Source organism: Azospirillum sp. TSH58 (assembly GCF_003119115.1).
Taxonomy (GTDB): Bacteria; Pseudomonadota; Alphaproteobacteria; order Azospirillales; family Azospirillaceae; genus Azospirillum.
The window spans coordinates 1-23,430 of record NZ_CP022363.1 but is presented as its reverse complement, the minus strand read 5'-3'; the positions used below and the strand labels follow the sequence as shown (position 1 = coordinate 23,430).

The following is a 23,430-nucleotide window of genomic DNA, read 5'->3' as shown; positions in this document are numbered from 1 at the left end:
GGGATGCGCGTCACGGTGCGTGCATCCAGAGGCGCATGAGTTCCGGAACCGTCCGGATGTCGAGCTTGCTGAGAATGTTCGCCCGGTGGGTCTCCACCGTGCGGACGCCGATCCCGAGGCGGATCGCGATGGCCTTGTTGGCGCAGCCCTCCACCATCAGCGCCGCCACATCCCGTTCGCGGGGGCTGAGAAGGGCCAGCTTCGCCAGGGCGGTTTCCGCGGCGGAGCGGTCCCGGCGCTGGTGGGCGTCGCGCTGCAGGGCCTCGTGGATGCGGCGCAGGAAGACGCCGTCGTCGAACGGCTTTTCCAGGAAATCGACCGCTCCGGACCGGAAGGCGGTGACGGCGGAACTCACCTCGCCATGGGCGGTGATGATGATGACCGGCAGGCCGCAGCCGCGCCGGGTCAGCTCCTCCTGAAGCTCCAGCCCGTCCATGAAGGGCATGCGGAGGTCGGCCACCACGCAACCCGGCTGCTCCGGGCTGTAGCGGTGCAGGAATTCCAACGCGTTGACGAAGGTGCGCACGGACAGGCCGGCCACCTCGACCAGAACGGAGAGCGCGTCACGGACCGCCTCGTCGTCGTCGATGATGAAGACGGTCGGTTCGGTGGTGGAGGGATAACGGGTCTGGGTCATGGGACGGCCGGGTGTCGGGACGGGGCTGCGGGCAGAAAGACCTGGAAAACGGAACCGGTCGCACCGGTGCGGCCGAGCCACAGCCTGCCGCCGTGGCTTTCGACGATCGAGCGGCAGATGGGCAGGCCGAGTCCCATGCCCGCCGGCTTCGTGGTGGCGAACGGCGAATACAGATGGTCGACCATGCCCGCCGACACGCCGGGGCCGCTGTCCTCGACCTCGAAGGTCAGGCCGTCCGGCGGCGTGGCCCGGACCCGCAGGACGACCTCGCGCACCGGGCTGTCGGCCGCGGCGATGGCCTCGATGCTGTTGTGCACGAGGTTCAGGAGGACCTGCTCGATCTGGATGCGGTCGCACAGCACGAGGGGAAGCGGCTCCGCCATGTCCACCCGAAGCTGGACCCGGTTGTAGGCCGCGTCCCCCCGCACCAGCGTCAGCGTCTCGCGCAGGATCTCGCTGGCCGGCTCCGGCGCCAGTTGAAGCGATCCCTTGCTCAGGAAGGTGCGCAGCCCGCGGATGACCTCGCCCGCGCGCTCCGCCTGGATCACCGCCTTGTCGATGAGGTCGTGGGCGCGCGGCGGCGTGTCGTTGCCTTCCAGGAGGCGCTGGGCGGCCCGCGCGTAGCTGATGGCGGCCAGCAGCGGCTGGTTGAGCTCGTGGGCCAGGGCGGACGCCATCTCTCCGGTCACCGTGAGGCGGGAGAGATGGGCCAGCTCGGCCTGGTGTTCGCGCAGCCGGGCCTCGACCTCGCGCCGCTCGCTGACGAGAGCGCCGAGGAACAGGGCGGTGATGGCCAGGGCCAGCATCAGCGTCTGGTGATAGACCACCGCGCCCAGGGGAAGGCCGATCGCCTGCAGCCCGGCGATCAGGCCGCTCTGAATGGCCAGCGCCGCCAGCACCGCGCCCGGCAGGCCATGCGACACGGCCACCCAGACGAGGGGCAGGAACAGCACGTAGAACAGATTGAACTGGCCGTCGCCGATGGGCAGGAAGACCAGCAGGAGCGCCGCGGCGATGGCGGCCGTCTGCGCGGCGGTGGGCGTCTTCGGCACGCTCCAGGCGGGCGTCTTGTCCGGCCGGTGCAGGAGGAGGACGAAGGGCGTGACCACGGCGATGCCGATGGCGTCGCCCAGCCAGTATTGGAACGCCAGCGTCGGCAGGTCGGCGGCGGGCAAGGCCCCGTCCAGGACGAACACGCCGACGAAGACGGGCGCCACGACGGCGGCGCTCAGGAAGGTGACGCCGACCAGCCAGCCGACATCGCGCACCCGGTTCAACGCCAGGCCGATCGCCACCCGGTGGCGCAGGACATGGGCGGCTGCCCCGTACCCGGCGACGATGGCGAGGTTCGAGAGCAGCAGCGAGGAGACCGAGGCGGGATGCCCCCGCACCACCAGATCGGCGAGGATCAGCGTGGCGTAGACCATCGGCAGGCCGCGCGCCCCGGTCCACAGCAGAAGCGCCATGTAGAGTCCGGCCGGCGGGTTCCATGGCGTGATGTTGAGGCTCGGGCGCGGGTGGATGAAGGTCAGCCAGTCGATGGGCAGATAGGCCGCCAGGAAGGCAAGGGACAGCAGGACCATGTCCCGGCCGGTCAGGATGGCCGGCGCTCCCGATGCACGGCTGGCGGGCGGAAAAGGCATCTCAAGGCGTTCTTTCAGGCTGCACGAGCGAAACGGCGCGGGTGGACGGGCACGGACTATACACCTCCCCCCGGCCGGGTCGCCCATGCGATGGGCGCCCATGCGATGGACGGGAACCCGGCGGGCCCCCGTCCCCGCGACGCACGGATCAGCCGACGAAGAACGGCTGCGTTCCATGCGCGGCGATGGCCTTCGACAGCCGTTCCAGCGCGTGGGCGTAGGCCGCGGTGCGCATCGGGATGCGCTTGGCCGTGCCCATGTCCCAGACCCGGCGGCCCTCGGTCTCCATGATCACGCGAAGGCGCTCATGAATCTCGTCGAGGCCCCAGTAGTAGCCCTGGCGGTTCTGCACCCACTCGAAGTAGGACACCGTCACGCCGCCGGCGTTCGCCAGGATGTCGGGCAGGACGATGACGCCGGTCTCGTTCAGGATGCGGTCGGCGTCCGGCGTGATCGGGCCGTTGGCGAGTTCCAGGACGACGCGGGCCTTGATCAGCCCAGCGTTGCCCTTGTGGATCTGATCCTCCAGAGCCGCGGGGACCAGGATCTCGCAGGCGGTGCCCAGCAGCTCGTCGCCGGTCACCGCGCGGGCGCCGTTCCCGGTGTAGGCGGTCACCGAACCGCCGCGCTCCTTGGCCTCCTGCACGGCCTGCGGGTCCAGCCCGTCCTCGCAGACGATGGCTCCACGGGAATCGGACAGGCCGACGATGCGGTAGCCGTCGGCGTGCAGCAGGCGGGCGATGTGGAAGCCGGCGTTGCCGTAGCCCTGGATCACCACCCGGCGGGCCGATCCGGTCAGGCGCAGATCCTCCTCCAGATGCTTGATGAGGTAGTAGCCGCCGCGCGCGGTCGCGTCGTCGCGCCCGAGCGAACCGCCGAGCGGCAGCGGCTTCCCGGTGATGACCGCCGGGCTCGGCTGGCGGACGATGGAGCTGTACTCGTCGGCCATCCACCCCATGATCATGGAGTTCGTGTAGACGTCCGGCGCCGGGATGTCGCGGTCTGGCCCGATCATGCCGGCGAAGGCCTGCACATAGGCCCGCGACAGTCGCTCCAGCTCGGACTTGGACAGGCTGTGCGGATCGACCTTCACCGCGCCCTTGCCCCCGCCGTAGGGCAGGTTCATCACCGCGCACTTGAAGGTCATCCAGAAGGCCAGCGTGGTCACCTCCTCCACGTTGGAACTCGGGTGGAAGCGGATGCCGCCCTTGGTCGGGCCGCGGGTGTCGTCGTAGCGGCACCGCCACGCCGGGAAGGAGCGCCGCGATCCGTCGTCCATGCGCACGGACAGGCGGACGCTCAGGGTCTCCTTGGCGTATTTCAGTTTCTCGAGAACCTCGGAATCCACCTCAACATGCTTTGCGGCTTCATCCAGGCGGCTCAGCGCCCCCGAAAGCAGATCGTCCATTCCTTTTCCCCATGGTTTCGGTCAGGAGCACCGAAGGTTGGCCGCATCTCCTTCCTGGAAGGTTCTGCTCACTTCCCCTAAGGCATATGACGGCTTTTCTACTGGGGAATAACCCGGATCAAAATATCCGTATTACTACGGAAATCACGCAACACACTGAAAAACAACGATAAATTTTTTACAGGGCGAAGTGTGGCCTGCGCTCCGTAATCATACGGATGGTTGCGGACAATGCCCGCGGGCAAGAGTTCGTCCGGGATTGACTGCCCGCCGCCGCCCAGCCGAGGACAAAGCGATGACCGAGGGAAACGACCGGCCGCTGATCTGGATCGGACGCCTGGATTACGGCCGCCTGCTGCACGCCGTGGAGCGGCTGGCTGTGCAGGCTCCGGAGGTCTCGGCCTTCCTGTCGCGGGAGTTGGACCGTGCGATCGTCCGCCCGGAAAGCGACCTGCCCCGAACGATCGTGCGCATGGGCAGCCGGGTGCTGTTCCGCCGCGACGACGGCCTGCCGCCCGAATGGGGCGAGCTGGTCTACCCGGACCAATCGCCCAAGGAGAACCAGATCACCGTCGCGTCCCCGCTGGGCGTCGCCTTGCTCGGCCTCCGGGAGGGGGCTTTCATGCCCTACAGCGACGCGGACGGAACGACGCGGCGGCTGATGATCGAGCGCGTTCTCCCGGCCTGAAGCCGTCGCCCGGACGCCGGATCACCTGCCCCGCGGGGCGCGTCCGGCTGACAGCGCTCTTCATTTGCAAATGCGAATGATTCGCACTATTAGTGGAGCATGTTCCGCTCCACCGCCGCACCTGGCTCCGGAGGGAACCGGAAACCCAACAGCCGAAGCCAATCGGGGGCGGAGACGATGTGTGAGCGTTGTCGGAAGACCGTGCCATCCTGCGTACTGGGACAGGCCAAGCGCCGGAAGCTGTGGACGATCCCCACGGAGTATCATTGCTCGATCGTGGGCACCTGCCTGTCGTCGGAAGACGTGGCGTGGCTGTGCCGGCGGCTGAAGCTGGTCCCCACGGCGGACGCCCGCCCCTACGACATCCACCGTTATTTCGTGGAGAAGGCCGCGGAGGACGGGCCGGAAGCCCGGCTGATGCACAAGCGGCTGGACGAGACCTTCGCCGTCGCGGTGAAGCGCTTCGCCCGCGAGACCACGGAAGAGGGCTGGATGGCGCTGTGGACCGCCGCGGTGGCCTCGGGCGACGTGGCCGCCGCCTACTGGGGCGTGCTGAGCCACGGCGCCATGCCCGACGCCGTGCGCGTGCGCGCCTTCGCCGACGTGCACATGCTGTCCCACCTGATGGGGGGCGAGAACCGGCGCCAGCTGCGGGAGAACCGCGATCTGGCCCGGCGCTGCGACGAGTTGACCGCCCGGCTGGCGAAGCAGGAACGCGCCGCCGCCGAGCGCGTCGCCGAGAAGGACGCGCGCATCCGGGAATTGGAGGCGCAACTCGCCGCACAGCGGGCCGCGCCTGCGGTTCCGGAAACGCCCAGCGTCCCGAAAGCCCCGTCGGTCCGGGCGCCGGGTCAGGCGCGGCTGCTGCGCACCATGGACGCCCTGCACCGCCGCGTCGCCAGCGAGCGCATGCGTGCCCGCCACGCCGAGGCCGAGGTCGAGCGGCTGCGCCGCCTGCTCGACCCGCCGGCCGCGCAAACCCGTCGCGCCGCCACCGCCGAGACGAGCACCCCGACCGATCTCGGCGGGCGGGCCATCCTCTATGTGGGCGGGCGGACCAAGAGCCTGCCCCATCTGCGGGCGGCGGTGGAGACGCGCAACGGCTGCCTGCTGCACCATGACGGCGGGTTCGAGCAGACCACCCGCTGCCTGGAGGGGCTGGTGGAGCGCGCCGACGTGGTGGTCTGTCCGGTCGACTGCGTCAGCCACGACGCCTGCCTGCGGGTGAAGGGGCTGTGCCGCCGCATGGGCAAGCCCTTCGTTCCCATGCGCAGCGCCGGAGCCACCAGCTTCGCCCGCATCCTGCACAGCTTCGGCCAGGACGGCGCCGGGGAGGAATCCGCGCACCACTGAGCACCGCCCAAGCACCCGTTGCGATCAGGCGCTGCGGACGCCGGCGAGGAAATCGCCGACCTCGCCGGTCAACCGCTCCGCCTGCTGGGACAGCTCCTGCGCCGCGCTCAGCACATGGGTCGCCGCCGCCCCGGTGTCGTTGGCCGCCTGCTGCACGCCGGCGATGTTGGAGGCGACCTCCTGCGTGCCGACGGCCGCCTGCTGGACGTTGCGGGTGATCTCCTGGGTGGCGGCGCCCTGCTCCTCCACCGCGGCGGCGATGGCGGTGGCGATCTCGTTCACCTCGCCGATCACCGTGGCGATGTCGCGGATCGCCGAGACGGCGTCGCGCGTCACCGTCTGCACCTGGGCGATCTGGACCGCGATGTCGTCGGTCGCCTGGGCGGTCTGGCTTGCCAGCGTCTTCACCTCGTGCGCCACCACGGCGAAGCCCTTGCCGGCGTCGCCGGCGCGGGCCGCCTCGATGGTGGCGTTCAGAGCCAGCAGGTTGGTCTGGCTGGAGATCGCCTGGATCAGCCCGACCACCTCGCCGATGCGTTGGGCGCAGCCGGCCATCAGCCGCACCGTCTCGTCCGTCCGCCGGGCGTCCGCGACGGCCCGCGTCGTGATGGACTGCGACTGGGCGGCGCGGTTGCCGATCTCCCGAATGGACGCGGTGAGCTGTTCGGTCGCCGCCGCCACGGTCTGCACGTTCGTCGAGGCCTGTTCCGACGCGGCGGCCACGGCGAAGGATTGCTGGTTGGTCTGCTGGGCTGCCGCCGACATGGAGCCGGCGGTCGCCTCCATCTCCGTCGCGGCGGAGGACAGGGTGCCGACCAGCCCGCTCACCTTGGCTTCGAAGCCCCGCGTCAGCCGGTCCAGCGCCGCCGCCCGCCGCTCGCGCGTCTCCTGGTCGCGCCGCTGCTCCGCCTCCAGCCGCTCGCGCGCGACGGCGTGCTCCTGGAAGACCGCGACGGCCTGCGCCATGGCGCCGATCTCGTCGCGCCGTCCGGTGCCGGGAATGGCCACCGCCAGATCGCCGTCGGCCAGTTGCCGCATGGCCCCGGTCATCGCCGTCAGCGGCCGGACGATCCGGCGGATCACCAGCAGCGAGCCCCCGATGCCCAGAATCAGGCTGAGCGTGAGCACGGCAAGGCTGACGAGCAGGTCGGTCCGCGCCTCCTCCGCGGCCCCCGCGACCGCCGCGTCGATGGCGGTGCCCACCGTTCCGGCCAGCCTGAGGATGGAGTCGATGCCCAAGGTCGCCCGGCTCATCCAGTCGTCGACGGTCAGGGGATACCGGCCATCCGCGCCGCCCTTCAGCACCGCCTGCCGGGTCTCGGCGAATCCCTGGAGGTACGCCGTCTCGACCCCGTCGATGGCCCGCGCGAGGTCGGGAGTGATGTCCGGCCGGGTGCGCAGAGCGCGGATGCCATCCCACGCCTGCTCCAACCGTCCGCGGGATTTCGCAAGGGCTTCGGCCTGTCCGGGGACGACCGGCCGACCGCTGGCGATGAGGGCGCTGAACAGCGCGCGCTCCCGCCCGGCGTGTTCGGCCATGTCCGCTGCGTAGCCGCGCAGTTGGACAAGTTGCAGCGTCGCCGGTTTCGGCGGCGGGGCGACCGCTTCCAGCAGCAGGCGCAAGGCGCCGATCCGTTCGATATGAGCGGTGATCGTGCCGACGAAGCCCGACACCACGTGCGGCGAACGCCCGCCGGCGTCGCGGGCCAACGCATCGTCCACCCCGCGCCGATGCTCCCGGAAGGAGGCCGACGATGCCTCCACCTCGCTCAGGCGAGGACCGTGCGGGACCATTTCGGGAATGGTGGGAAGCGTCTCCAGCGCGGTGCGCAACGCGGCGTCGGCGGCATCGCGGCGCTGTTGCAGCCGGGGGCGCCGTTCCGGGGGCAGCGCGCTGGCGCCGTTCAGCGCTCCGTTGGTGGCTCCCCGCTCAAGGGCGAATTCTCCGGCGGCGACGACCAATCCACCAGCCACCTGATTGACGTTCCGGTAAGCCGACGCCGCTTCGACGCCGCGAAGGGCCACGAACGCGGCGTCCCCCGCCATGAAAATTCCAAGCAGGGCGAGCCCACCGACAATCATCGGTAGAATGACTTTGATGGAGAATAATCGCATCGCAGAACCCTCGGGAACGGACAACATTGACCGACTCAAAGGCAGAGCACGACGCCTTTCCTTGACTTCGGTCAAAGGACCTCGAAGCGCCTGATCAGGAGCGTGTTTTGAACAAAACTCCGAATTTGGTGACAGCTATTGCAGATTTGCTTTTGGAAAATTTCCGCAGAACGTTCGAAAATGACAGGCTGGCGCACGGCTAAAGTTGCGGGGCGCCGCCACGCCCTGTGCTACAGTGCCGCCGGAAGGAGCCGTCATGCCGTCTGAACACCCGTCGCCCGAAACCTCTCTGCCCAGCCAGGATGCCCCCGAACCCCTCTTGAAGCTGGGTGACGCGCCTCGTCCGGCCGCCATGCCCGACAGTCTTGCCGCGGAGGTCGCCGGCTGGCGCTTCGTCCTGCGCAGCCCGGTGGCCCCCAGCTTCTATTCCAAGCCGGGAACGCCATGGCTGGCGCCGCCGGAGGGCTGTCTGCGGGCCAGCGACCGTTGGAATCTGGACGGCGCCTTCCCCACCGACCGCCCCGTCGAGAACGGCGCGCAATGGGTCGTCGCGCGGTTCGAGGGCGGGGTGTGGCGTGTGGAAAGCTGCGTCCCGGCCGCCGCCCGCCCGGCGGTGCGCGACCTGCTGCGCCTGCGGGTGGACCGTCTGACCGCCGCCCGCCGCTGGACGCACGGTGACCTGGAGCTTCTGCACAGCCTGCTGGATGGCGGGACGCTGGCGGAATCCGTTCTGCTGGCCGGCGACGAGGGACGGGCGCGCTCGCTGCGGTCGCTGAAGGCCCTGGGTCTCGCCGGGACGGCCTCTGCGGACAACCCGGAGCTTCCCGACGCGGCGAAGGCCCTGCTCGCGGACAGCGCGGAGAGCGTCGTCTGGCTCGACGCCGACGCGCGGGAGATCGCCGACGGCATCCTGTCCTGGCACGCCAAGAAGCAGGCGCGCGCCGCCGTGCGGGTGAGCCGGGGCGCCGAGGCGAAGCAACGCGGCGACGACATCAAGGACGCGCTGACCAAGGCGGTGCAGCGGGCCTTCCCCCGCATTCCCAAGGAAGCCGCCGCCGCCGCCGCGGCCCGGCTGGCGCCCGGCGTGAAGAAGCTGGGCCGCATGCCGGCGCTGCAGCCCATCGTGGACGCGGTGGCGGAGGTGCGGCTGGAGCGCTGGCGGCAGGCGGTGGCGTCGGAGCCGGAGGTGGCGAAGCGCTTGGCCGCCATGGAGGCGCGCGGCGACGCGAACCGCGCGCTCAAGCGCTACCGCGACCAGCGGGCGGTCGAGCGCGCGGAGGCCGAGTTGAAGGAGTGGCGCGGCGACCTCGGCCCCGTGCTGTCCCGCCGCCTGGGCTGGTGACGGCGGGAACGGCGGACCGGCGTCAGCGTGCGCCGGGAAACCACTCGGTGTGGCTGTCGCCGCCGCGGCCGTAATAGACGACCCGCCGGCCCAGGAGGCTGACCGTCCAGCCGGCGCAGCCGGCCCGCAGCACCCGTTCGCAGAAGCCACCGTAGCGGATCGCTCCGGACTGGATGGCGCGGACGGCGGATGCCACGCCTTCCGCCGAGAAGTCCAGGGCCGGCGGCAGGCGGCAAGGCCGGGCCTCCACCCGCTCCGTCGTCCCGTCCGGGAAGTAGTAGGTGGTTTCCGCGCGCACGAGATCGGTGTGATAGCGCTCCACCCCCGCGACGCCCAGCGCGGCGACGACCTCGGGGAAGGTGATGCGCTCCTCGTCCGAAGCGCGGCTGCACTCCCGCAGGATGGCTGTGATCTTGGAGTCCATGACGTTTCCTCCGTGCGGCGCGCGCGTCGCGGTCAGTCGATGGGTATGGAGCGCAGCCCCATCCGGCGGACGACGCCCTTCAGCGTCTCCTCGATCCGCGCCCGCTCGGCGGGGTCCAGGTGCCCGAAGAACTCGGCGTCGTTGCGGTCGGCCAGGGCGGACAGGTCCGGCACCAGCGCCCGGCCGTCCGGGGTGAGGGCCAGGGTCTGGTAACGCCGGTCGTCCGGGTCGGGGGTCTGGGTGAGCAGCCCCTTGGCGGTGAGGCGGTCGGCCAGTTTCGAGATCGCCCCCCGCGTCATGCCCAGCCGGTCGGCGAGCAGGCTGGGCGCCACACCGTCGCGGTCGTGAAGGTCGCGCAGGACGACCCATTCGGCGGCGGTCACCCCCCGCCCCGCCAGCTTCGCGGCGAAGGCCTGGGAGACATGGTTCGACACGAAGCGCAGCCAGTAGCCAAGATGCGCGTCCAGGGGGCTGACGTTCGATTCGGGCAACCGGCCCTCCAATGAGTTTCCTAGGAAACTATAGGCGAATGGTTTCCTTGTCAACTGTCTGGCGCCACGGCTTGGCGTCGCGATGAAACACTCTGACGCACAGGCCTTCCAATCGCGCGGGTGGCGTGCCTCAGTCTTGACAGGCACCATCGGCAGGAATCAAAGGCTTGCTCAGTAATTTCCGTTCCGAAAACGCTCCGGAAATTAATCAGTGCCGAACCAAAACATTCAATGAAGGCCTGACCCGCCCGAGAGTGCCCTTGCCGTATATTACAAATGCGGTAAACGATAAGACTATGACTATTTGACAAAACCTCTTGTGACAAATTAATTTGAAATCCATGATTAGTGGCATCTAAATCAATCCCGAATACGGTCCGACGGCCATTTCCACAAGCCTCTGGTGATGCCATGTTCAAATTTTTGTCAGCGAAACGCGCAGAAGAAACCGCCAAGCTCGCGGCGTTGGATGCCGCACAGGCCATCGTCGAACTTTCACCGGACGGCATGGTTCTTTCCGCAAACAAAAATTTCGTTGCAGCCCTCGGCTGCGGCCAGGACGCGATCAAGGGCCGGCAATGGTCATCGGTTCTTTCCCTTCAGGGCCAGGGAAGCGGCAACCCCCAGGCCCTCTGGGATGCGCTGCGGCGCGGCGAACCGTGGTCCGGCGAATGCCTGCTGCGTGGCGAGGCGGGGCGGGAGTCGTGGGTCCATGCGATCTTCACGCCGATCCGCGACCAGGGGCGGCGCACCGTCAAGATCGTCGTCTATGCCATGGACATCACCACCGTCAAACGCCGGTCCGCCGATCAGGAGGGGCAGATCGCAGCGGTCAACAAATCGCAGGCGGTCATCGAATTCGATATCGACGGCAACGTCCTGACGGCGAACGCCAACTTCCTTGCCACCATGGGCTATCGGCTGGACGAAATCGCCGGGCGGCATCACGCCATCTTCGTGGCGCCGGAGGAGCGCAACGGCGACGGCTACCGCCGGTTCTGGGACGCGCTCCGTCGCGGCGAGCATCAGACGACCGAGTTCCGGCGGTTGCGCAAGGATGGCGGGGACGTCTGGATCCAGGCCAGCTACAACCCTGTCTTCGACCCGCAAGGCCGTCTGGTCAAGGTCGTCAAGTTCGCCACCGACATCACGGACCGGGTGAAGGAGCGGCTGAACCGCGCCGGCGTCGGGCGCACGGTGGATGGCGACCTCGGCCATATCAGCCAGGCCATCGCCGATGCCAACCGGCAGGCCGCCGCCGCCGCGACCGCCGCCGCCCAGACCAGCCACACCGTGCAATCCGTCGCCGCCGGCGCCGAGGAACTCGTCGCCTCCGTCAACGAGATCAGCCAGCAGACCGCCACCGCCTCCGTCATCTCGAACGAGGCGGTCGGCGAGGCCGAACGGATCGGCGCGACCGTCGAGGAGCTGGTGGAGGCCGCCAAGCGGATCGGCATGGTGGTCAAGATGATCTCGGACATCGCCAACCAGACGAACCTCCTGGCGCTGAACGCGACCATCGAGGCCGCGCGGGCCGGGGAGAACGGCAAGGGCTTCGCGGTGGTCGCGTCCGAGGTGAAGGCCCTGGCGACCCAGGCGGCCAAGGCGACGGAGCAGATCACCTCGCAGATCGCACAGGTCCAGGGAGCCACCGATTCCGCCGCCCGCGCCATCACCTCGATCGGCGGGACGATCCGCAAGCTGAACGGCATCTCCGCCGCCATCGCGTCCGCCACGGAGGAGCAGAGCGCCGTCGTCCGCGACATCTCGGCCCACATGCAGCTCACCGCCGACGCCATCACGACCATCAGCGGCAACATGGCCGGCATCGCCCGCGCCACCGAAGAGGCCGCGGAGTCGACCGGAAAGGTCAAGGCGCTCTCGCGCACCCTGGCGGCCTGACGATCGCCAGGGTGGACAAAACCCAAACGTGGCACCGGCGACGGAAAATCCACGCGACACCAGTTCCGCGATATGTTCCAGAAATGAAACAACTTATGAGGTTAATGCCAAGCTTGACCGGTCTCTTCATGATGGTATTGTCTCGTCGAAGCCGGAAAACGGTCCGGCGAAAGCGCTGAAATTCAATCGGAGCGCTCCGTGCCCGCGGCGCTGAAACGTCGGACGGGCGCTGTGCTCCATCGTTCCGCTTTGCCGAGGCAGCCCATGCACCGCCTGATGCCGTTCCGCACCGTCGCGACCCTGTGGCTTGCCATCCTGTTCTGCGTTCCGGCGGCGGTGTCGGCCCGTGCGGACGAGGTCTACCGGGTGCTGACCTGGAGGATGGCGCCCTACGCGATGGTGGACGAGCAGGGCAAGCTGACCGGCTTCGAGGTGGAGATCGCCCGGGCGCTGTGCGACACCATGGGCATCCGCTGCGAGATCACCGCCCTGCAGTTCCCGGAGGTGCTGGACCTGCTGGATCGCAACGCCGCCGACTTCGCGGTCGCCAGCATCCTGAAGACTCCGGAGCGGATGAAGAAATACCTCTTCACCGACCGCCACAAGAGGTCCAGCTCCAGCTACATCGGACGGGCCGGGGAATGGACGCTGGGCGTGGCGCCCGATCTGGCGGGAAAGCGCGTCTCCGTCACCCGCGGCTCGAAGCAATATGACTACCTGACCGCGAAGAACACCGGCTGCGCGATCGTGATCTACGACGATCAGGCGGAGGCGCTGCGCGCCGTCATCGATGGGCGGGTCGATCTGGCGCTGGCCCCGACCGCCGTCACCGTCCACCTGCTGACCAGCGCGGAGGGGGAGGCTCTGGAGGTGGTGGGCGACCCGCTGACCGAGAGCGGGCTGGGCGGCGAATCCGCCATCGCCCTGCCGCTGGGGCGCGAGGAACTGCGCGACCGCGTCAACATGGCCCTGCGCGCCATCCTCGCGGACGGGCGATACGACGCCATCAGCTCCCGCTTCCTGCCCTTCCGGATGTACTGAGGCCCCGATGGGTTTCCGCATGCGCTTCCCCACCGCACCGGTCCTCCCGATCATCGCGGTCCTGTTCGCCGGACTCGCGCTGGCCCAGGCGGCACGGGCGGACGCGCCGCCGCCGGCCGGCAAGCCGTTCCTGCGCATCGTGGTCATCGACCATTCGCCGCCCTTCAGCAACCGCGACGCCGACGGGCTGCTGGTCGGCTTCAACATCGACTTCGGCCGCGAGCTGTGCCGGTCGCTGGACGTGGCGTGCAGCTTCGACGCCGCCCCTTTCAAGCAGATCATCGACGACGTCGCCGCCGGCCGCTACGACATCGGCTTCGGCAACGTCCTGCGCACGCCGGACCGCGAGCAGCGGCTGCTGTTCTCGATTCCCTATTGGCGATCGAGCACCAGCCTGGTCGGGCGGCGGGGCATGCCCGAACTGGGCCTGGAGGACGCGGTCCGCAGCCGGCGCATCGCCGCCATCCGCGGTTCGCGGCAGCACGCGGCCCTGCTCCGTCTGGCCGACGCCGATCCGGCGCTGCAGGCCAATGTGGTGCCCGTCTTGACGCTTGAGGACTTGTGGGAAGCCATGCGCAGCGGCCAGAGCGACATGGCCATCGGCCCGACGCTGAACGTGGTGCATTTCCTGCTGTCCGACTCCGGAGACGGCTTCGAGACCATCGGTACCCCGATGTCGGAGGACGGGCTGGGCGGGACCGTGCACATCGTCTTCCCGCCCGGCCGGCAGGCGCTGAAGGAGTCGGTGGACCGGGCCCTGACGGCCTTGCGCAACGACGGCACCTATCAGCGGATCAACCGCAATTACTTCCCCTTCGACATCTACTGATCCGGAACCGGCCATGGCGTCCGCCCGCGACCGCAGGCATCCCCGCGTACGGCTGCAGCCGGCGATTCTGACCGGCGGCGCGATCCTGCTGGCGCTGATCGGCCTGCTCTTCCTCGGCATCGTCGCCGAACAGGGCAAGATGGAACGGCTGGCCGCCGACAGCCAGGACCGCATGGTGCCGCTGATCCTGGAACGCCAGCGCGCCGTCGTGAATCTGGAGCGGCTGAAGCAGTCGGGGGCGATCGTCCTCTCCGTCGACGACCCGCGCCGCCGCCGCGAGGCCCTTCTGGCCGCCCAGGCGCTGGCCTTCCACCCGACCTTCCAGTTCGATCCCTCGCTGAAGCGGCAGGTGACGGACGCCTACGCGGTGATCCGGCAGGTCTCCTCCGCCAAGGCGCGGCGGGCGGAGAACGGCCCCGCCGGCGACGCCGCGCCGACCGCCGAGGAGGAGCGCCTGGGCGAGTCATGGGCGCAGACGCTGGTGGAACTGAACGCGGTCGGCGACCGGCTGCTGGTGGACGTGACCGAATTGACGGCGGGCCGGCTGGGCCAGATCCAGGAGCGCACCCGTCTGGTGTCGCAGGTCATCCAGTTCGCCTTCGTCGCGGTGCTGGCGATCTTCATCGCCGCGGGGCTGCTGATCCGCCGCCATGTGGTGCGGCCGCTGCTGTTCGCGGCCGACGGCCTGCGCCGCATCGGCGAGGGCGAGCGCGACATCCGGCTTCCCGGCGCCCGCACGCAGGAGCTGGACAGCATCCTGAACGCCGTCGTCCGGCTGGGCACCCAGGCCGAGGAGTTGCGCCTGACCCGCGACCGGGCGGAGGCGGCGTCCCAGGCGAAGGCCAGTTTCCTCGCCAACATGAGCCACGAGATCCGCACCCCGATGAACGCGGTGATCGGCCTGTCGCATCTGGCGCTGAAGACCGACCTGACGCCGCGCCAGCGCGATTACGTCCTCAAGATCAGCCAGTCCGGCCAGCATCTGCTGGGCATCATCAACGACATCCTGGACTTCTCCAAGATCGAGGCCGGCAAGCTGAGCGTCGAGCGCACCGGCTTCCACCTCGACAAGGTGCTGGGCACGCTGGCCGACCTGATCGCGGAGAAGGCCGCGGCCAAGGGGCTTGAGCTGATCTTCGACGTCGCCCAGAACGTGCCCAGCGACCTGATCGGCGACCCGCTGCGCATCGGGCAGATCCTGGTCAACTACGCCAACAACGCGGTCAAGTTCACCGAGCGCGGCGAGATCGCCATCATCGTCCGGCTGGAGGAGGAGGTCGGGAGCGAGCTGTTGATCCGCTTCGAGGTCCGCGACACCGGAATCGGCCTGAGCGACGAGCAGAAACGCCAGCTTTTCCAGAGCTTCCAGCAGGCCGACGCCTCGACCACCCGCAAATACGGCGGCACCGGGCTGGGGCTGGCGATCTCCAAGCGGCTGGCCGAGCTGATGGGCGGCGCGGTCGGGGTGGAGAGCGCGCCGGGCCGCGGCTCCTGCTTCTGGTTCACCGCCCGGCTGGGCCGCGACAAGCCGCGCCGCCTTCTGCTGCCGCGGCCCGACCTGCGCGGCCTGCGCTGTCTGGTGGTGGATGACAACGAGAACGCCCGCGTCGTGCTGACCGACATGCTGGCGGCCATGTCCTTCACCGCCGAGGCGGTGGAGTCCGGCCCCGCCGCCATCCAGGCGGCCCGCCTCGCGGCGCGCGAGGGGCGGCCCTTCCGCGTCGTTCTGCTGGACTGGCAGATGCCGGGCATGGACGGGCTGGAGACCTCCGCCGGCCTCGCCGCTCTGGAGCTGGACCACGCCCCCCACCACATCATGGTCACCTCCTATGGCCGGGAGGAGGTGCTGAAGGGCGCCGAGAACACGGCCATTGAGGAGGTGTTGTTCAAGCCCGTCAACCCGTCCGCCCTGTTTGACGGCATCATGCGGGTTCTGGGCGCGGACGAGCAGACCGCGGACGCCCTTCCGGCGACGGCCGCCGCGGCGGCCGCCGACCTGTCGCACCTGCGCGGCGCCCGCATCCTGCTGGCCGAGGACAACGACCTGAACCAGCAGGTGGCCTGCGAGCTGCTGGGCGACGCCGGGCTGGTGGTGGAGGTCGCGGAGAACGGCGCCATCGCCGTGGCCATGGTGCAGGCGGCCCACTACGACCTCGTGCTGATGGACATGCAGATGCCGGTCATGGACGGCGTCGCCGCGACCCTGGAGATCCGGCGGCTGGGCTTCACCGGCCTGCCCATCGTCGCCATGACCGCCAACGCCATGCAGGCCGACCGCGAGCGTTGCCTGGACGCGGGCATGAACGATTATCTGGCCAAGCCCATCGACCCGGATGCGCTGTGGGCCACCCTGCTGGCCTGGATCACGCCCCGGCCGGGACTGGGCGCCGAGGCCCCGGTTCCCCTCCCCGCACCGGCGGTGGAGGACCAGGGCGACCTGCCCGCCGTTGTCCCCGGGCTCGACACCGCCACCGGGCTGTCGCGGGTGCTGGGCAAGAAGCGCCTCTACCTCGACCTGCTGCGCAAGTTCACCGCCGGACAGCGCGGGGTGACGGTCGCCATCCGCGCGGCGCTGGACGAGGGCGACGCCGCCGCGGCGGAGCGTTACGCCCACACGCTGAAGGGAACCGCCGGCAACATCGGCGCCCACCCCGTCCAGGACGCCGCCGAACGCCTGGAAGCGGTCATCCGCGACGCCCGGCCGCGCGCGGAGATCGACGCGCGGCTGGCCGCGCTGGAGCCGCCGCTGGGCGCCCTTCTCGCCCATCTGGACGCGGCGCTGGCATCGGCGGGCGACGCCGCGGCGTCCGGAGCCGGGGCCGCGGCCCAGCCCGCCACGGTGGATGAAAACGAACTCCTCGCCCTGTGCGACCGGCTCCGCCAGCTTCTGCTCGACAGCGACCCCGACGCGGAGGAGGCCCTGGCGGCCAACGCCGGCCTGCTGCGAGCCGCCTTCCCCGACCGCTTCGACACCATCGCCGACCAGATCCGCAACTTCGACTTCGACGACGCCGTCGCCACCCTGGACGCGGCGCTGGCCGACCGCTTGACGATCGACCGCGGCGCGACCGCCCAGGCCTGAACAGACGCCGGCCTTGCCGGCACCTCAATTCGGAACGTTTTCATGGACATCGCATCGCCCGCACCGGTTCCTGCCGCGTCGAAGCCCACAATCCTCATCGTGGACGACACGCCGGACAACCTGAAGCTGCTGAGCAGCCTATTGAAGGACAGCTATCGGGTGAAGGTCGCCAACAACGGGCGCAAGGCGCTGGAGATCGCCGCCGCGATCCCGGCGCCGGACCTGATCCTGCTCGACGTGGTGATGCCGGACATGGACGGCTACGAGGTCTGCGCCGCCTTGAAGGAGGCGCCGGGAACCCGGAACATCCCGGTGATCTTCCTGACGGGCCGGACCGACGAGGCCGACCGGGAGCGCGGCTTCGCCATGGGGGCGGTGGATTACATCGCCAAGCCGGTCGATCCTCCGACGGTGCTGCAACGGGTCGCCGAGCGCGTTCCGGTGTCCTGACCGCGCCCGCCCACGCCTGCCGCGTCGCGACGGGCCGGTTTCAGGCCGGCGCTTCGGCGAGGGCGGACACGCGCCGCGGCATGCGGACGACGAAGCTGGCCCCGCCGTCGGACGGGCTTTCCACCTCGATGGTGCCCTGAAGCACCTGATGGACGAGGTTGAAGGCGATGTAGAGCCCCAAGCCCGGAAACTCGATGCCCCGGCGGGTGGTGAAGAAGGGATCGAACAGCTTGGGCAGATGCTCCGCATCGATCCCCCTGCCGTCGTCGGACAGGCGCAGTTCCACCCATTCCTCCTCGCTCGGCGTGACCGACAGGGTGACGCGCCCGCTCTGCCCGGGGCGGAAGGCGTGGGCCACGGCGTTGCGGATCAGGATGGACAGCACCTCCGACAGCGGGCCGGGATGGCTGTCGATGGTCAGGCCGGCGGGGCAGGAGATGGTGAGGCTGTGACCGGCCTCGCGCAGATGCGGGTCCAGCCCGAACAGCGCGTCGGACAAGTAATCCTTGAGGTCGAACACCCGCCGTTCCGATCCGGCGCGGTCCACCACCACCTGCTTGAAGCTCTGGATCAGGTTGGCGGTGCGCACGATGTTGGTGGTGACCAGCAGCGTCCCTTCCCGCGCGTTCTCCAGGAAGCGGGCGAGGTCGGACTTGCGGATCGCCCCGCTCTGGAATTGCGAGGCCAGCGATTCGACCAGCCCGGAAAGATGGGACACCGCGGTCAGGGCCACGCCGATCGGCGTGTTGATCTCATGCGCGACGCCGGACACCAGCAGGCCCAGCGCCGCCATCTTCTCGGTCTGGATCAGGTGCTGCTGGGTTTCCTCCAGCCGGCTGTGGGCGGCGCGCACCTCCTCGACGGTGGCGCGCAGCGAATCGGCGGTCGCCTTCAACGAAAGGTGGTTCTTCACCCGCGCCAGGACGATGGGAGGGCTGATCGGCTTGCTGATGTAATCGACGGCGCCGAGGTCCAGGCCGAACTTCTCGTCCTCCACGGAGGTGCGGGCGGTGAGGAAGATCACCGGAACGTCGCTGGTCCGCGGATCGGCCTTCAGGCGGCGGCACACCTCGTAACCGTCCATGCTCGGCATCATGACGTCGAGCAGGATCAGATCCGGCGGATGGTCGGAAAAGGCGATGCGCAACGCAGCGTCGCCATTGTTCACGGTCTTGACCGCATAAATGGATTTCAGGTGGCTGCTCAGCAGCGAAAGGTTGTCGGCGGTGTCATCCACGATGAGAATCGTCGCCTTCGTCGGTGCTCCCATATCCGCCCCTTCCTCCTGCAGCGGCAAGGGACGATCCGGCACGGCCCCGCTCAGGGGCGCCGGCCACAACCAGCGCGTCACCGGCCCGCAGAAACACCCTCGTCCGCCAAAAGGGACCTTACAACGCGATTTTTTATCATCAAAGACAATTTATCGGTGCCATTCGGGAGAAGCACTCTCTTTTCGATTCTTTTTCTGAACAAAGATCAACTGAATTTTACACATCGACCGAATTTACCGGACGCCACGCCGTGCCGGGGGAACCGGCCGGCGCCCGCGGGCGTTTCCGTGTCCGCGAGCGGCGGCCGGGGCGCGAAAAAGTGGTAGTCCGCCCCCACCCGTCAAACTGTCACAGACCGCTCGTATAGTCCGTCCAACTTTGGAAATGCCTCGTGAATCCAGCCATGCCGACGCCGACACACGCCCGTACGACCCGGACCCTTCCCACGCCCACGCTGCATTGCGCCTGCTGCGGGCGGCCCTTCACCCGCGCCTCCGGCCGCGGCCCGGCCCCGCTCTATTGCTCGGCCGACTGCCGGACGCAGATCCGCATCCGCCAGCGGGTGTGGTCGAACCGGCCCGGCTACGCCGCCAGCGGCACGGCCAACCACCGGGACGCCCGGTTCGAGACGGCCTGCGCATCATGATGAAACTGGTGATCCACGACCGCCATTCCGCCGCCGGACTGATCCTGCCGGAGGTCGGCCACATGCGCGACGTCGTGCGCGCCCTGCGTGGGCTGGAGACGGTGGACAGCGCGTCGGTGCTGCTCGAAGCCTTCGCGCGGCGCTGCCTGGAGGCCGGCGTGGCCTTCGATTCGACGGACCCGCTGACCGCCTGCTCCTTCTGCACCCATCTGGTGGAGGTGGAGGTCCATGCGGAGGATGGGGCGGCGCCCGTCCAGTTCGTCCGGCTCTACGACCGCGACGCCGACGGCATCCTCTGCCGCCGCCATCACGGCACCCTGCACGCGGTGGCCCGTCAGTTGCGGTGCGAGGACGGCGTGCCCTTCCCCACCCTGCCGGCCATCGCCGCCAAGACGGCGGCTTTCACCGCCGCGATCCCGCCGCGCCCGCTCTGACCCAGACGGACGCGGACGGGATTGCCAACCGTTACGGCATGTACTGGCCGCCGTTGACGTCCAGCACCTGCCCGGTGATGTAGCCGCTGCAGGCGTGCGACGCGAAGAACAGGAAGGTCGGGGCGCATTCCTCCGGACGGCCGAAGCGGCCCATCGGGAAGCCGGAGCCGATGCGGGCCTTGGTGTCCTCGTCCTTGTCGGCGTGGAAGGCCGTGTCGAAGGTGCCCGGCGACACCATGTTGAAGCGGATGCCGTCCTTGGTGTGGAAGGCCACCCAGTTCTTCTGGATGTTGTGCAGCCACGCCTTGGCCGCGCCGTACAGGCCGGCGCCTGGACCGCCGCCGGTGTAGCCGGCGACCGAGCCGACCGAGATCACCGAGGAGGTGGTGCCATTCTGCGCCGCCGCGGCCTTCAGGTGCGGCAGGGCGTGCTTGGTGACCATCAGCGCGGAGCGGGAGTTCAGGTCGGTCACCGCGTCGAAGAAGGCGTCGTCGATCTCCGGCAGCGGCTTGCGCGCGACCAGACCGCCCGCGTTGTTGATGAGCACGTCGATGCCGCCGAAGCGCTCCACGAAGGCCTCGACGAGCGTGCCGCAGGCCGCGCTGTCCGACACGTCGGCCTGGAGGAAGACGACCTCGCCGCCCAGCCCGTTCAGACGGGCCAGCGTGGCCTCCAGGTCCGCCGGGATGCGGCGGCCGTTCATGGCGACCTTGGCGCCGGCGCGGGCGAACGCCTCCACCGCCGCCAGGCCGATGCCCTGCGTGGAGCCGGTGATCAGAACGCGCTTGCCCTTCAGATCGTCAAACATTCCTTGCCTCTCGTGTCTTGGTCTTGAAGTTCCTCTCCCCTCTGGGAGAGGGTCAGGGTGAGGGGTTCCGCTTGCGCCGAACGCACCGCCACGCACATCCCCCTCACCGGCTCTCAGCGGATGCCATAGGCATCCGCCTGCCGCCGTCAGCGCTGGCTTTAGCCAGCGCGAAAGGCCCTTCGGGCCACCTCTCCCAGTGGGGAGAGGTTCAAACAGTCAGGCGGGGTTCCGGCAGGCCCTGGGCGCCGGGATCGAACATCAGGACGCGCCCGCCATGCGGGTCCTCGCGAGGTCCGCCGGGCCGCGGCAGAGCGAGTGACCAGCATCGTCCGCAGGTCCGGCCCGCCGAAGGCGCACATGGTCGCTTGCGCATCGGCACCTCGATGCGGCGGTCGAGGTCGCCGTTCGGGGTGAAGCGCTTGATGCAGCCTCGTCCAGGCAGCAGATCCAGTAGCAGCCGTCGACGTCCACCGCGGCGCCGTCGGACGCCGACCATCGCCCGCATGTCGACGAAGGGCGGCGGTTGCGGCGGTGCCGGTGTCCGTGTCATAATCCCAGGCCCAGACCATCCGCACGTCGCGGTGGCTGTCGGACGCGTAGAGGGTGCGGCCGTCCGGGCTGAAGGCGGAGCCGTTGGGATGATGTAGCCGCCGGTCCCGGTGTCCGTCAGCCCATCGGCCCGCGTGAGCGGTGCCACAGGCCGGACGCGTCGCCCTTGCTGATGTCCATGACCATGCTGGACAGCCAGAACCGCCCCTGCCGTCGCAGCGCCCGTCGTTGAAGCGCATGCCCTCCTTCGGGAAACGGTGGGTGGCGAGGGTGGTGACCACCGCCTCTCCGCCCTCTTCCGGCAGATCCACGTCGAAGACGCCGGTCTCGCAGGCGCAGACCACGCCGCCGTCCGGACGCAGGACGAGGCTGCCGATCATCTCCGGCAGGATCAGCGCGGTGGGCGCCGCTGGAGGGTCGAGCCGGTGGATGGTCCGCGCCGGGATGTCGATCCAGGTCCACAGACCCCGCTCGGCGTCCCAGACCGGATTCTCGCCGGTGCGTTGCGCAGGTCGGGATCGAAGACGGCTTCCAGGCCGATCTGGGTGACGGCAACGCCACGGGCGGTCATTTCGCGGTCCCACGGTGCCGGCGGCCGCGCCGTTCGCGGTCGACGTTGCGCCGTTGCCCGGAAGTAGCGCAGCAGCGCAGCGCCAGGGTGATGACCGCGACGGTCAGCAGCCGAGCGTGATCGGACGGGTGTAGAGGAAGTCCAGGCTGCGCCCGACAGGGACAGGGCGCGGCGGAAGCTCGCCTCGGCCATCGGACCATGATCAGGCCAGAACGACCGGCGACGCCGGATAGTCCCAACGCTGCATGAAGAAGCCGACCACGCCGACGCCAGCATGATGCCACGTCGAACATGCTGTTGTTGATGGCGTAGGCGCCGACGACGCAGAGCGCCAGGATGAGCGCGTCAGGATGGCGCGCGGCATCTCCAGCACCTTGCCCATCAGACGCAGCGACGACAGGCCGACGATCAGCAGGCCGCGTAGCAGAACAGCATGCCGGCGAACAGGGTGAAGACCAGACCGCGTGGTCCTTGAACAGCAGCGGACCGGGCTGGAGCCCTGCATGGTCAGCGCGCCCAGCATGACCGCGTTGACCGCGTCGCCGGAATGCCGAGCGTCATCATCGGCAGCAGGTCGCCGCCGGTGCAGGCGTTGGCGCCGGACTCCGCGGCCGCGACGCCCTTGATCTCGCCCTTGCCGAATTCTCCGGGTTCTTGGAGAACGCTTGGCCTCGTTGTAGGCGACGAAGGACGCGATGTCCGCACCGGCACCGGGATGATGCCGACGATGATGCCCAGACCCGACGAGCGCAGAATGGTGAAGATCAGGCCCTTGAAGACGCTCCAGGGCGGGATGATCCGGCCGATGTAGACCTTGACCTCGGCCCGCGTCTCCGGCTGGCCCAGCGACTTGAAGGCTTCCGACGCCGCGAACAGGCCGATCATCACCGGGATGAAGGGAACGTTTAGAAGCTCGTTGAAGCCGCCGGTGAAGCGGGGGAAGCCCGCCATCGGGTCGAGGCCGACGGTGGACAGCAGAAGCCCGAGGAAGCCGGCGATCAGGCCCTTGACCAGGGAGTCCCCCGACACGCTGGTGATGATCGACAGGCCGAACACCGCAAGCGCGAAGGATTCGGCGGCGGAGAATTCCAGCGCGATGCCGGCCAGCAGCGGCGCCAGGAAGATCAGCATGAAGACGCTGAGGAAACCGCCGAAGCAGGAGGACAGCGTCGCCGTGCCGAGCGCGAGGCCGGCCTGGCCCTTCTGGCTCAGCGCATAGCCGTCCATGGCGGTCGCGGCGGCGGCCGGGGTGCCGGGAATCTTGAGCAGGATCGCGGTGATCGAACCGCCGAAGATGCCGCCGAAGAACACGCCGCACAGCATCAGGATGGCCGAAACCGGGTCCATGCCGAAGGTGAAGGGCAGCAGGATCGCGACGCCCATGGTGGCCGTCAGGCCGGGCAGAACGCCGATGATGATGCCCAGGGTCACGCCGATCAGGGCGAGCAGAAGCGGCAGGGGTTCGCTGGCAAGGTTGGCGAAGCCCTGAAGGAGCATGTCGATTTCATACATCTTCCATCTCCTCGCTGACTAGAACTCGCCCGTTTCGAACAGGCTTCCGTCCGGCAGCGGGATCTGCAGGGCGTACAGGAACACGAGATACAGGAAGGCCGTGACCGCGACCGCGATGATCGGCGCACGCACCCAGCTGCGCATGCCCATGAGCCGCATCATGCCGATGAGGAACACCACCGTCGTGGGCAGGTAGCCGATCAGCGACAGCATGTAGATGTAGACGGCGGTCGC

21 protein-coding genes and 1 pseudogene are annotated in these 23,430 nt (G+C 69.0%); 10 read left to right on the top strand and 12 right to left on the bottom strand.

The features are described from left to right. Positions 1-10: 10 nt before the first annotated feature. The 3 genes from TSH58p_RS00110 to TSH58p_RS00100 all read right to left on the bottom strand — a co-directional run bounded on the left by TSH58p_RS00110 (position 11) and on the right by TSH58p_RS00100 (position 3,688). Positions 11-637 carry a response regulator transcription factor gene (locus TSH58p_RS00110; RefSeq protein WP_109067981.1) on the bottom strand — a complete coding sequence of 209 codons (627 nt, stop codon included), beginning with the start codon at positions 635-637 and terminating at the stop codon, positions 11-13. Beyond that, positions 634-2,280 carry an ATP-binding protein gene (locus TSH58p_RS00105; protein WP_158282548.1) on the bottom strand — a complete coding sequence of 549 codons (1,647 nt, stop codon included), beginning with the start codon at positions 2,278-2,280 and terminating at the stop codon, positions 634-636. Before TSH58p_RS00105 ends, TSH58p_RS00110 begins: the two co-directional genes overlap by 4 nt. A gap of 148 nt (positions 2,281-2,428) precedes the next feature. After that, the gene (locus TSH58p_RS00100) at positions 2,429-3,688 is read right to left on the bottom strand and encodes a Glu/Leu/Phe/Val dehydrogenase (protein ID WP_109067979.1); all 1,260 of its coding nucleotides are present in this window, start codon (positions 3,686-3,688) and stop codon (positions 2,429-2,431) included. Positions 3,689-3,983: 295 nt separating this feature from the next. Between TSH58p_RS00100 and TSH58p_RS00095 the strand changes: the two genes are divergently transcribed. Further along, positions 3,984-4,376 carry a GreA/GreB family elongation factor gene (locus tag TSH58p_RS00095; RefSeq protein WP_109067978.1) on the top strand — a complete coding sequence of 131 codons (393 nt, stop codon included), beginning with the start codon at positions 3,984-3,986 and terminating at the stop codon, positions 4,374-4,376. Between the two features lie 201 nt (positions 4,377-4,577). Then, positions 4,578-5,729 (top strand): DUF2325 domain-containing protein, encoded by a 1,152-nt coding sequence (locus tag TSH58p_RS33765; protein ID WP_247873815.1) that lies wholly within the window; start codon positions 4,578-4,580, stop codon positions 5,727-5,729. Between the two features lie 24 nt (positions 5,730-5,753). On the opposite strand, the gene TSH58p_RS00085 is transcribed toward TSH58p_RS33765, so the two are convergent. Then, complete coding sequence (locus TSH58p_RS00085) at positions 5,754-7,775, bottom strand: methyl-accepting chemotaxis protein (protein ID WP_158282547.1); 2,022 nt, start codon at positions 7,773-7,775, stop codon at positions 5,754-5,756. Between the two features lie 325 nt (positions 7,776-8,100). Between TSH58p_RS00085 and TSH58p_RS00080 the strand changes: the two genes are divergently transcribed. Next, complete coding sequence (locus TSH58p_RS00080; protein ID WP_247873814.1) at positions 8,101-9,186, top strand: hypothetical protein; 1,086 nt, start codon at positions 8,101-8,103, stop codon at positions 9,184-9,186. A gap of 22 nt (positions 9,187-9,208) precedes the next feature. On the opposite strand, the gene TSH58p_RS00075 is transcribed toward TSH58p_RS00080, so the two are convergent. Both TSH58p_RS00075 and TSH58p_RS00070 read right to left on the bottom strand, forming a co-directional pair. Then, positions 9,209-9,610 carry a DUF1398 domain-containing protein gene (locus TSH58p_RS00075; protein ID WP_109067975.1) on the bottom strand — a complete coding sequence of 134 codons (402 nt, stop codon included), beginning with the start codon at positions 9,608-9,610 and terminating at the stop codon, positions 9,209-9,211. A 32-nt stretch (positions 9,611-9,642) separates the two neighbouring features. Continuing rightward, a complete protein-coding gene (locus tag TSH58p_RS00070) occupies positions 9,643-10,101 on the bottom strand; it encodes a MarR family winged helix-turn-helix transcriptional regulator (RefSeq protein ID WP_199230015.1) in 459 nt (152 codons plus the stop codon). 411 nt (positions 10,102-10,512) lie between these two features. Here TSH58p_RS00070 and TSH58p_RS00065 point away from each other — a divergent pair, with 411 nt between their 5' ends. The 5 genes and pseudogenes from TSH58p_RS00065 to TSH58p_RS00045 all read left to right on the top strand — a co-directional run. After that, positions 10,513-12,003, top strand: a complete 1,491-nt coding sequence (locus TSH58p_RS00065) for a PAS domain-containing methyl-accepting chemotaxis protein (RefSeq protein ID WP_109067974.1) — start codon at positions 10,513-10,515, stop codon at positions 12,001-12,003. Positions 12,004-12,267: 264 nt separating this feature from the next. Continuing rightward, positions 12,268-13,044: an ABC transporter substrate-binding protein gene (locus tag TSH58p_RS00060; protein ID WP_109067973.1), complete on the top strand. Its 777-nt coding sequence runs from the start codon at positions 12,268-12,270 to the stop codon at positions 13,042-13,044. A 7-nt stretch (positions 13,045-13,051) separates the two neighbouring features. Then, positions 13,052-13,873: an ABC transporter substrate-binding protein gene (locus TSH58p_RS00055; protein WP_247873812.1), complete on the top strand. Its 822-nt coding sequence runs from the start codon at positions 13,052-13,054 to the stop codon at positions 13,871-13,873. 13 nt (positions 13,874-13,886) lie between these two features. Further along, entirely contained in the window at positions 13,887-16,955 is a 3,069-nt protein-coding gene (locus tag TSH58p_RS00050; protein WP_109469010.1) for a response regulator, read from the top strand. A gap of 42 nt (positions 16,956-16,997) precedes the next feature. After that, positions 16,998-17,381, top strand: a pseudogene (locus TSH58p_RS00045) (two-component system response regulator); the annotation flags it as partial. A gap of 64 nt (positions 17,382-17,445) precedes the next feature. Here the strand turns inward: TSH58p_RS00045 and TSH58p_RS00040 are convergent. After that, entirely contained in the window at positions 17,446-18,675 is a 1,230-nt protein-coding gene (locus tag TSH58p_RS00040; protein ID WP_109469008.1) for a sensor histidine kinase, read from the bottom strand. Positions 18,676-19,079: 404 nt separating this feature from the next. Here TSH58p_RS00040 and TSH58p_RS00035 point away from each other — a divergent pair, with 404 nt between their 5' ends. Together TSH58p_RS00035 and TSH58p_RS00030 are read left to right on the top strand one after the other, a co-directional pair. Further along, on the top strand, positions 19,080-19,322 hold the full coding sequence (locus tag TSH58p_RS00035) for a hypothetical protein (RefSeq protein WP_109469007.1): 243 nt from the start codon (positions 19,080-19,082) through the stop codon (positions 19,320-19,322). Beyond that, entirely contained in the window at positions 19,319-19,756 is a 438-nt protein-coding gene (locus tag TSH58p_RS00030) for a hypothetical protein (RefSeq protein WP_109469006.1), read from the top strand. The genes TSH58p_RS00035 and TSH58p_RS00030 overlap by 4 nt, the downstream gene beginning before the upstream one ends. Positions 19,757-19,787: 31 nt before the next feature. Here the strand turns inward: TSH58p_RS00030 and TSH58p_RS00025 are convergent, their stop codons facing one another. The 5 genes from TSH58p_RS00025 to TSH58p_RS00010 form a co-directional block, all read right to left on the bottom strand. After that, positions 19,788-20,564, bottom strand: a complete 777-nt coding sequence (locus tag TSH58p_RS00025) for an SDR family NAD(P)-dependent oxidoreductase (RefSeq protein ID WP_109469005.1) — start codon at positions 20,562-20,564, stop codon at positions 19,788-19,790. 158 nt (positions 20,565-20,722) lie between these two features. Continuing rightward, positions 20,723-21,697, bottom strand: coding sequence for an SMP-30/gluconolactonase/LRE family protein (locus tag TSH58p_RS34630; RefSeq protein WP_109469004.1), 975 nt, complete (start codon positions 21,695-21,697; stop codon positions 20,723-20,725). Between the two features lie 189 nt (positions 21,698-21,886). Then, a complete protein-coding gene (locus TSH58p_RS32850) occupies positions 21,887-22,207 on the bottom strand; it encodes a hypothetical protein (RefSeq protein ID WP_162600001.1) in 321 nt (106 codons plus the stop codon). After that, complete coding sequence (locus TSH58p_RS00015) at positions 22,192-23,196, bottom strand: tripartite tricarboxylate transporter permease (RefSeq protein WP_109469003.1); 1,005 nt, start codon at positions 23,194-23,196, stop codon at positions 22,192-22,194. The genes TSH58p_RS32850 and TSH58p_RS00015 overlap by 16 nt, the downstream gene beginning before the upstream one ends. Before the next feature lie 18 nt (positions 23,197-23,214). Beyond that, positions 23,215-23,415 carry a tripartite tricarboxylate transporter TctB family protein gene (locus TSH58p_RS00010; RefSeq protein WP_256380037.1) on the bottom strand — a complete coding sequence of 67 codons (201 nt, stop codon included), beginning with the start codon at positions 23,413-23,415 and terminating at the stop codon, positions 23,215-23,217. Positions 23,416-23,430: the final 15 nt, after the last annotated feature.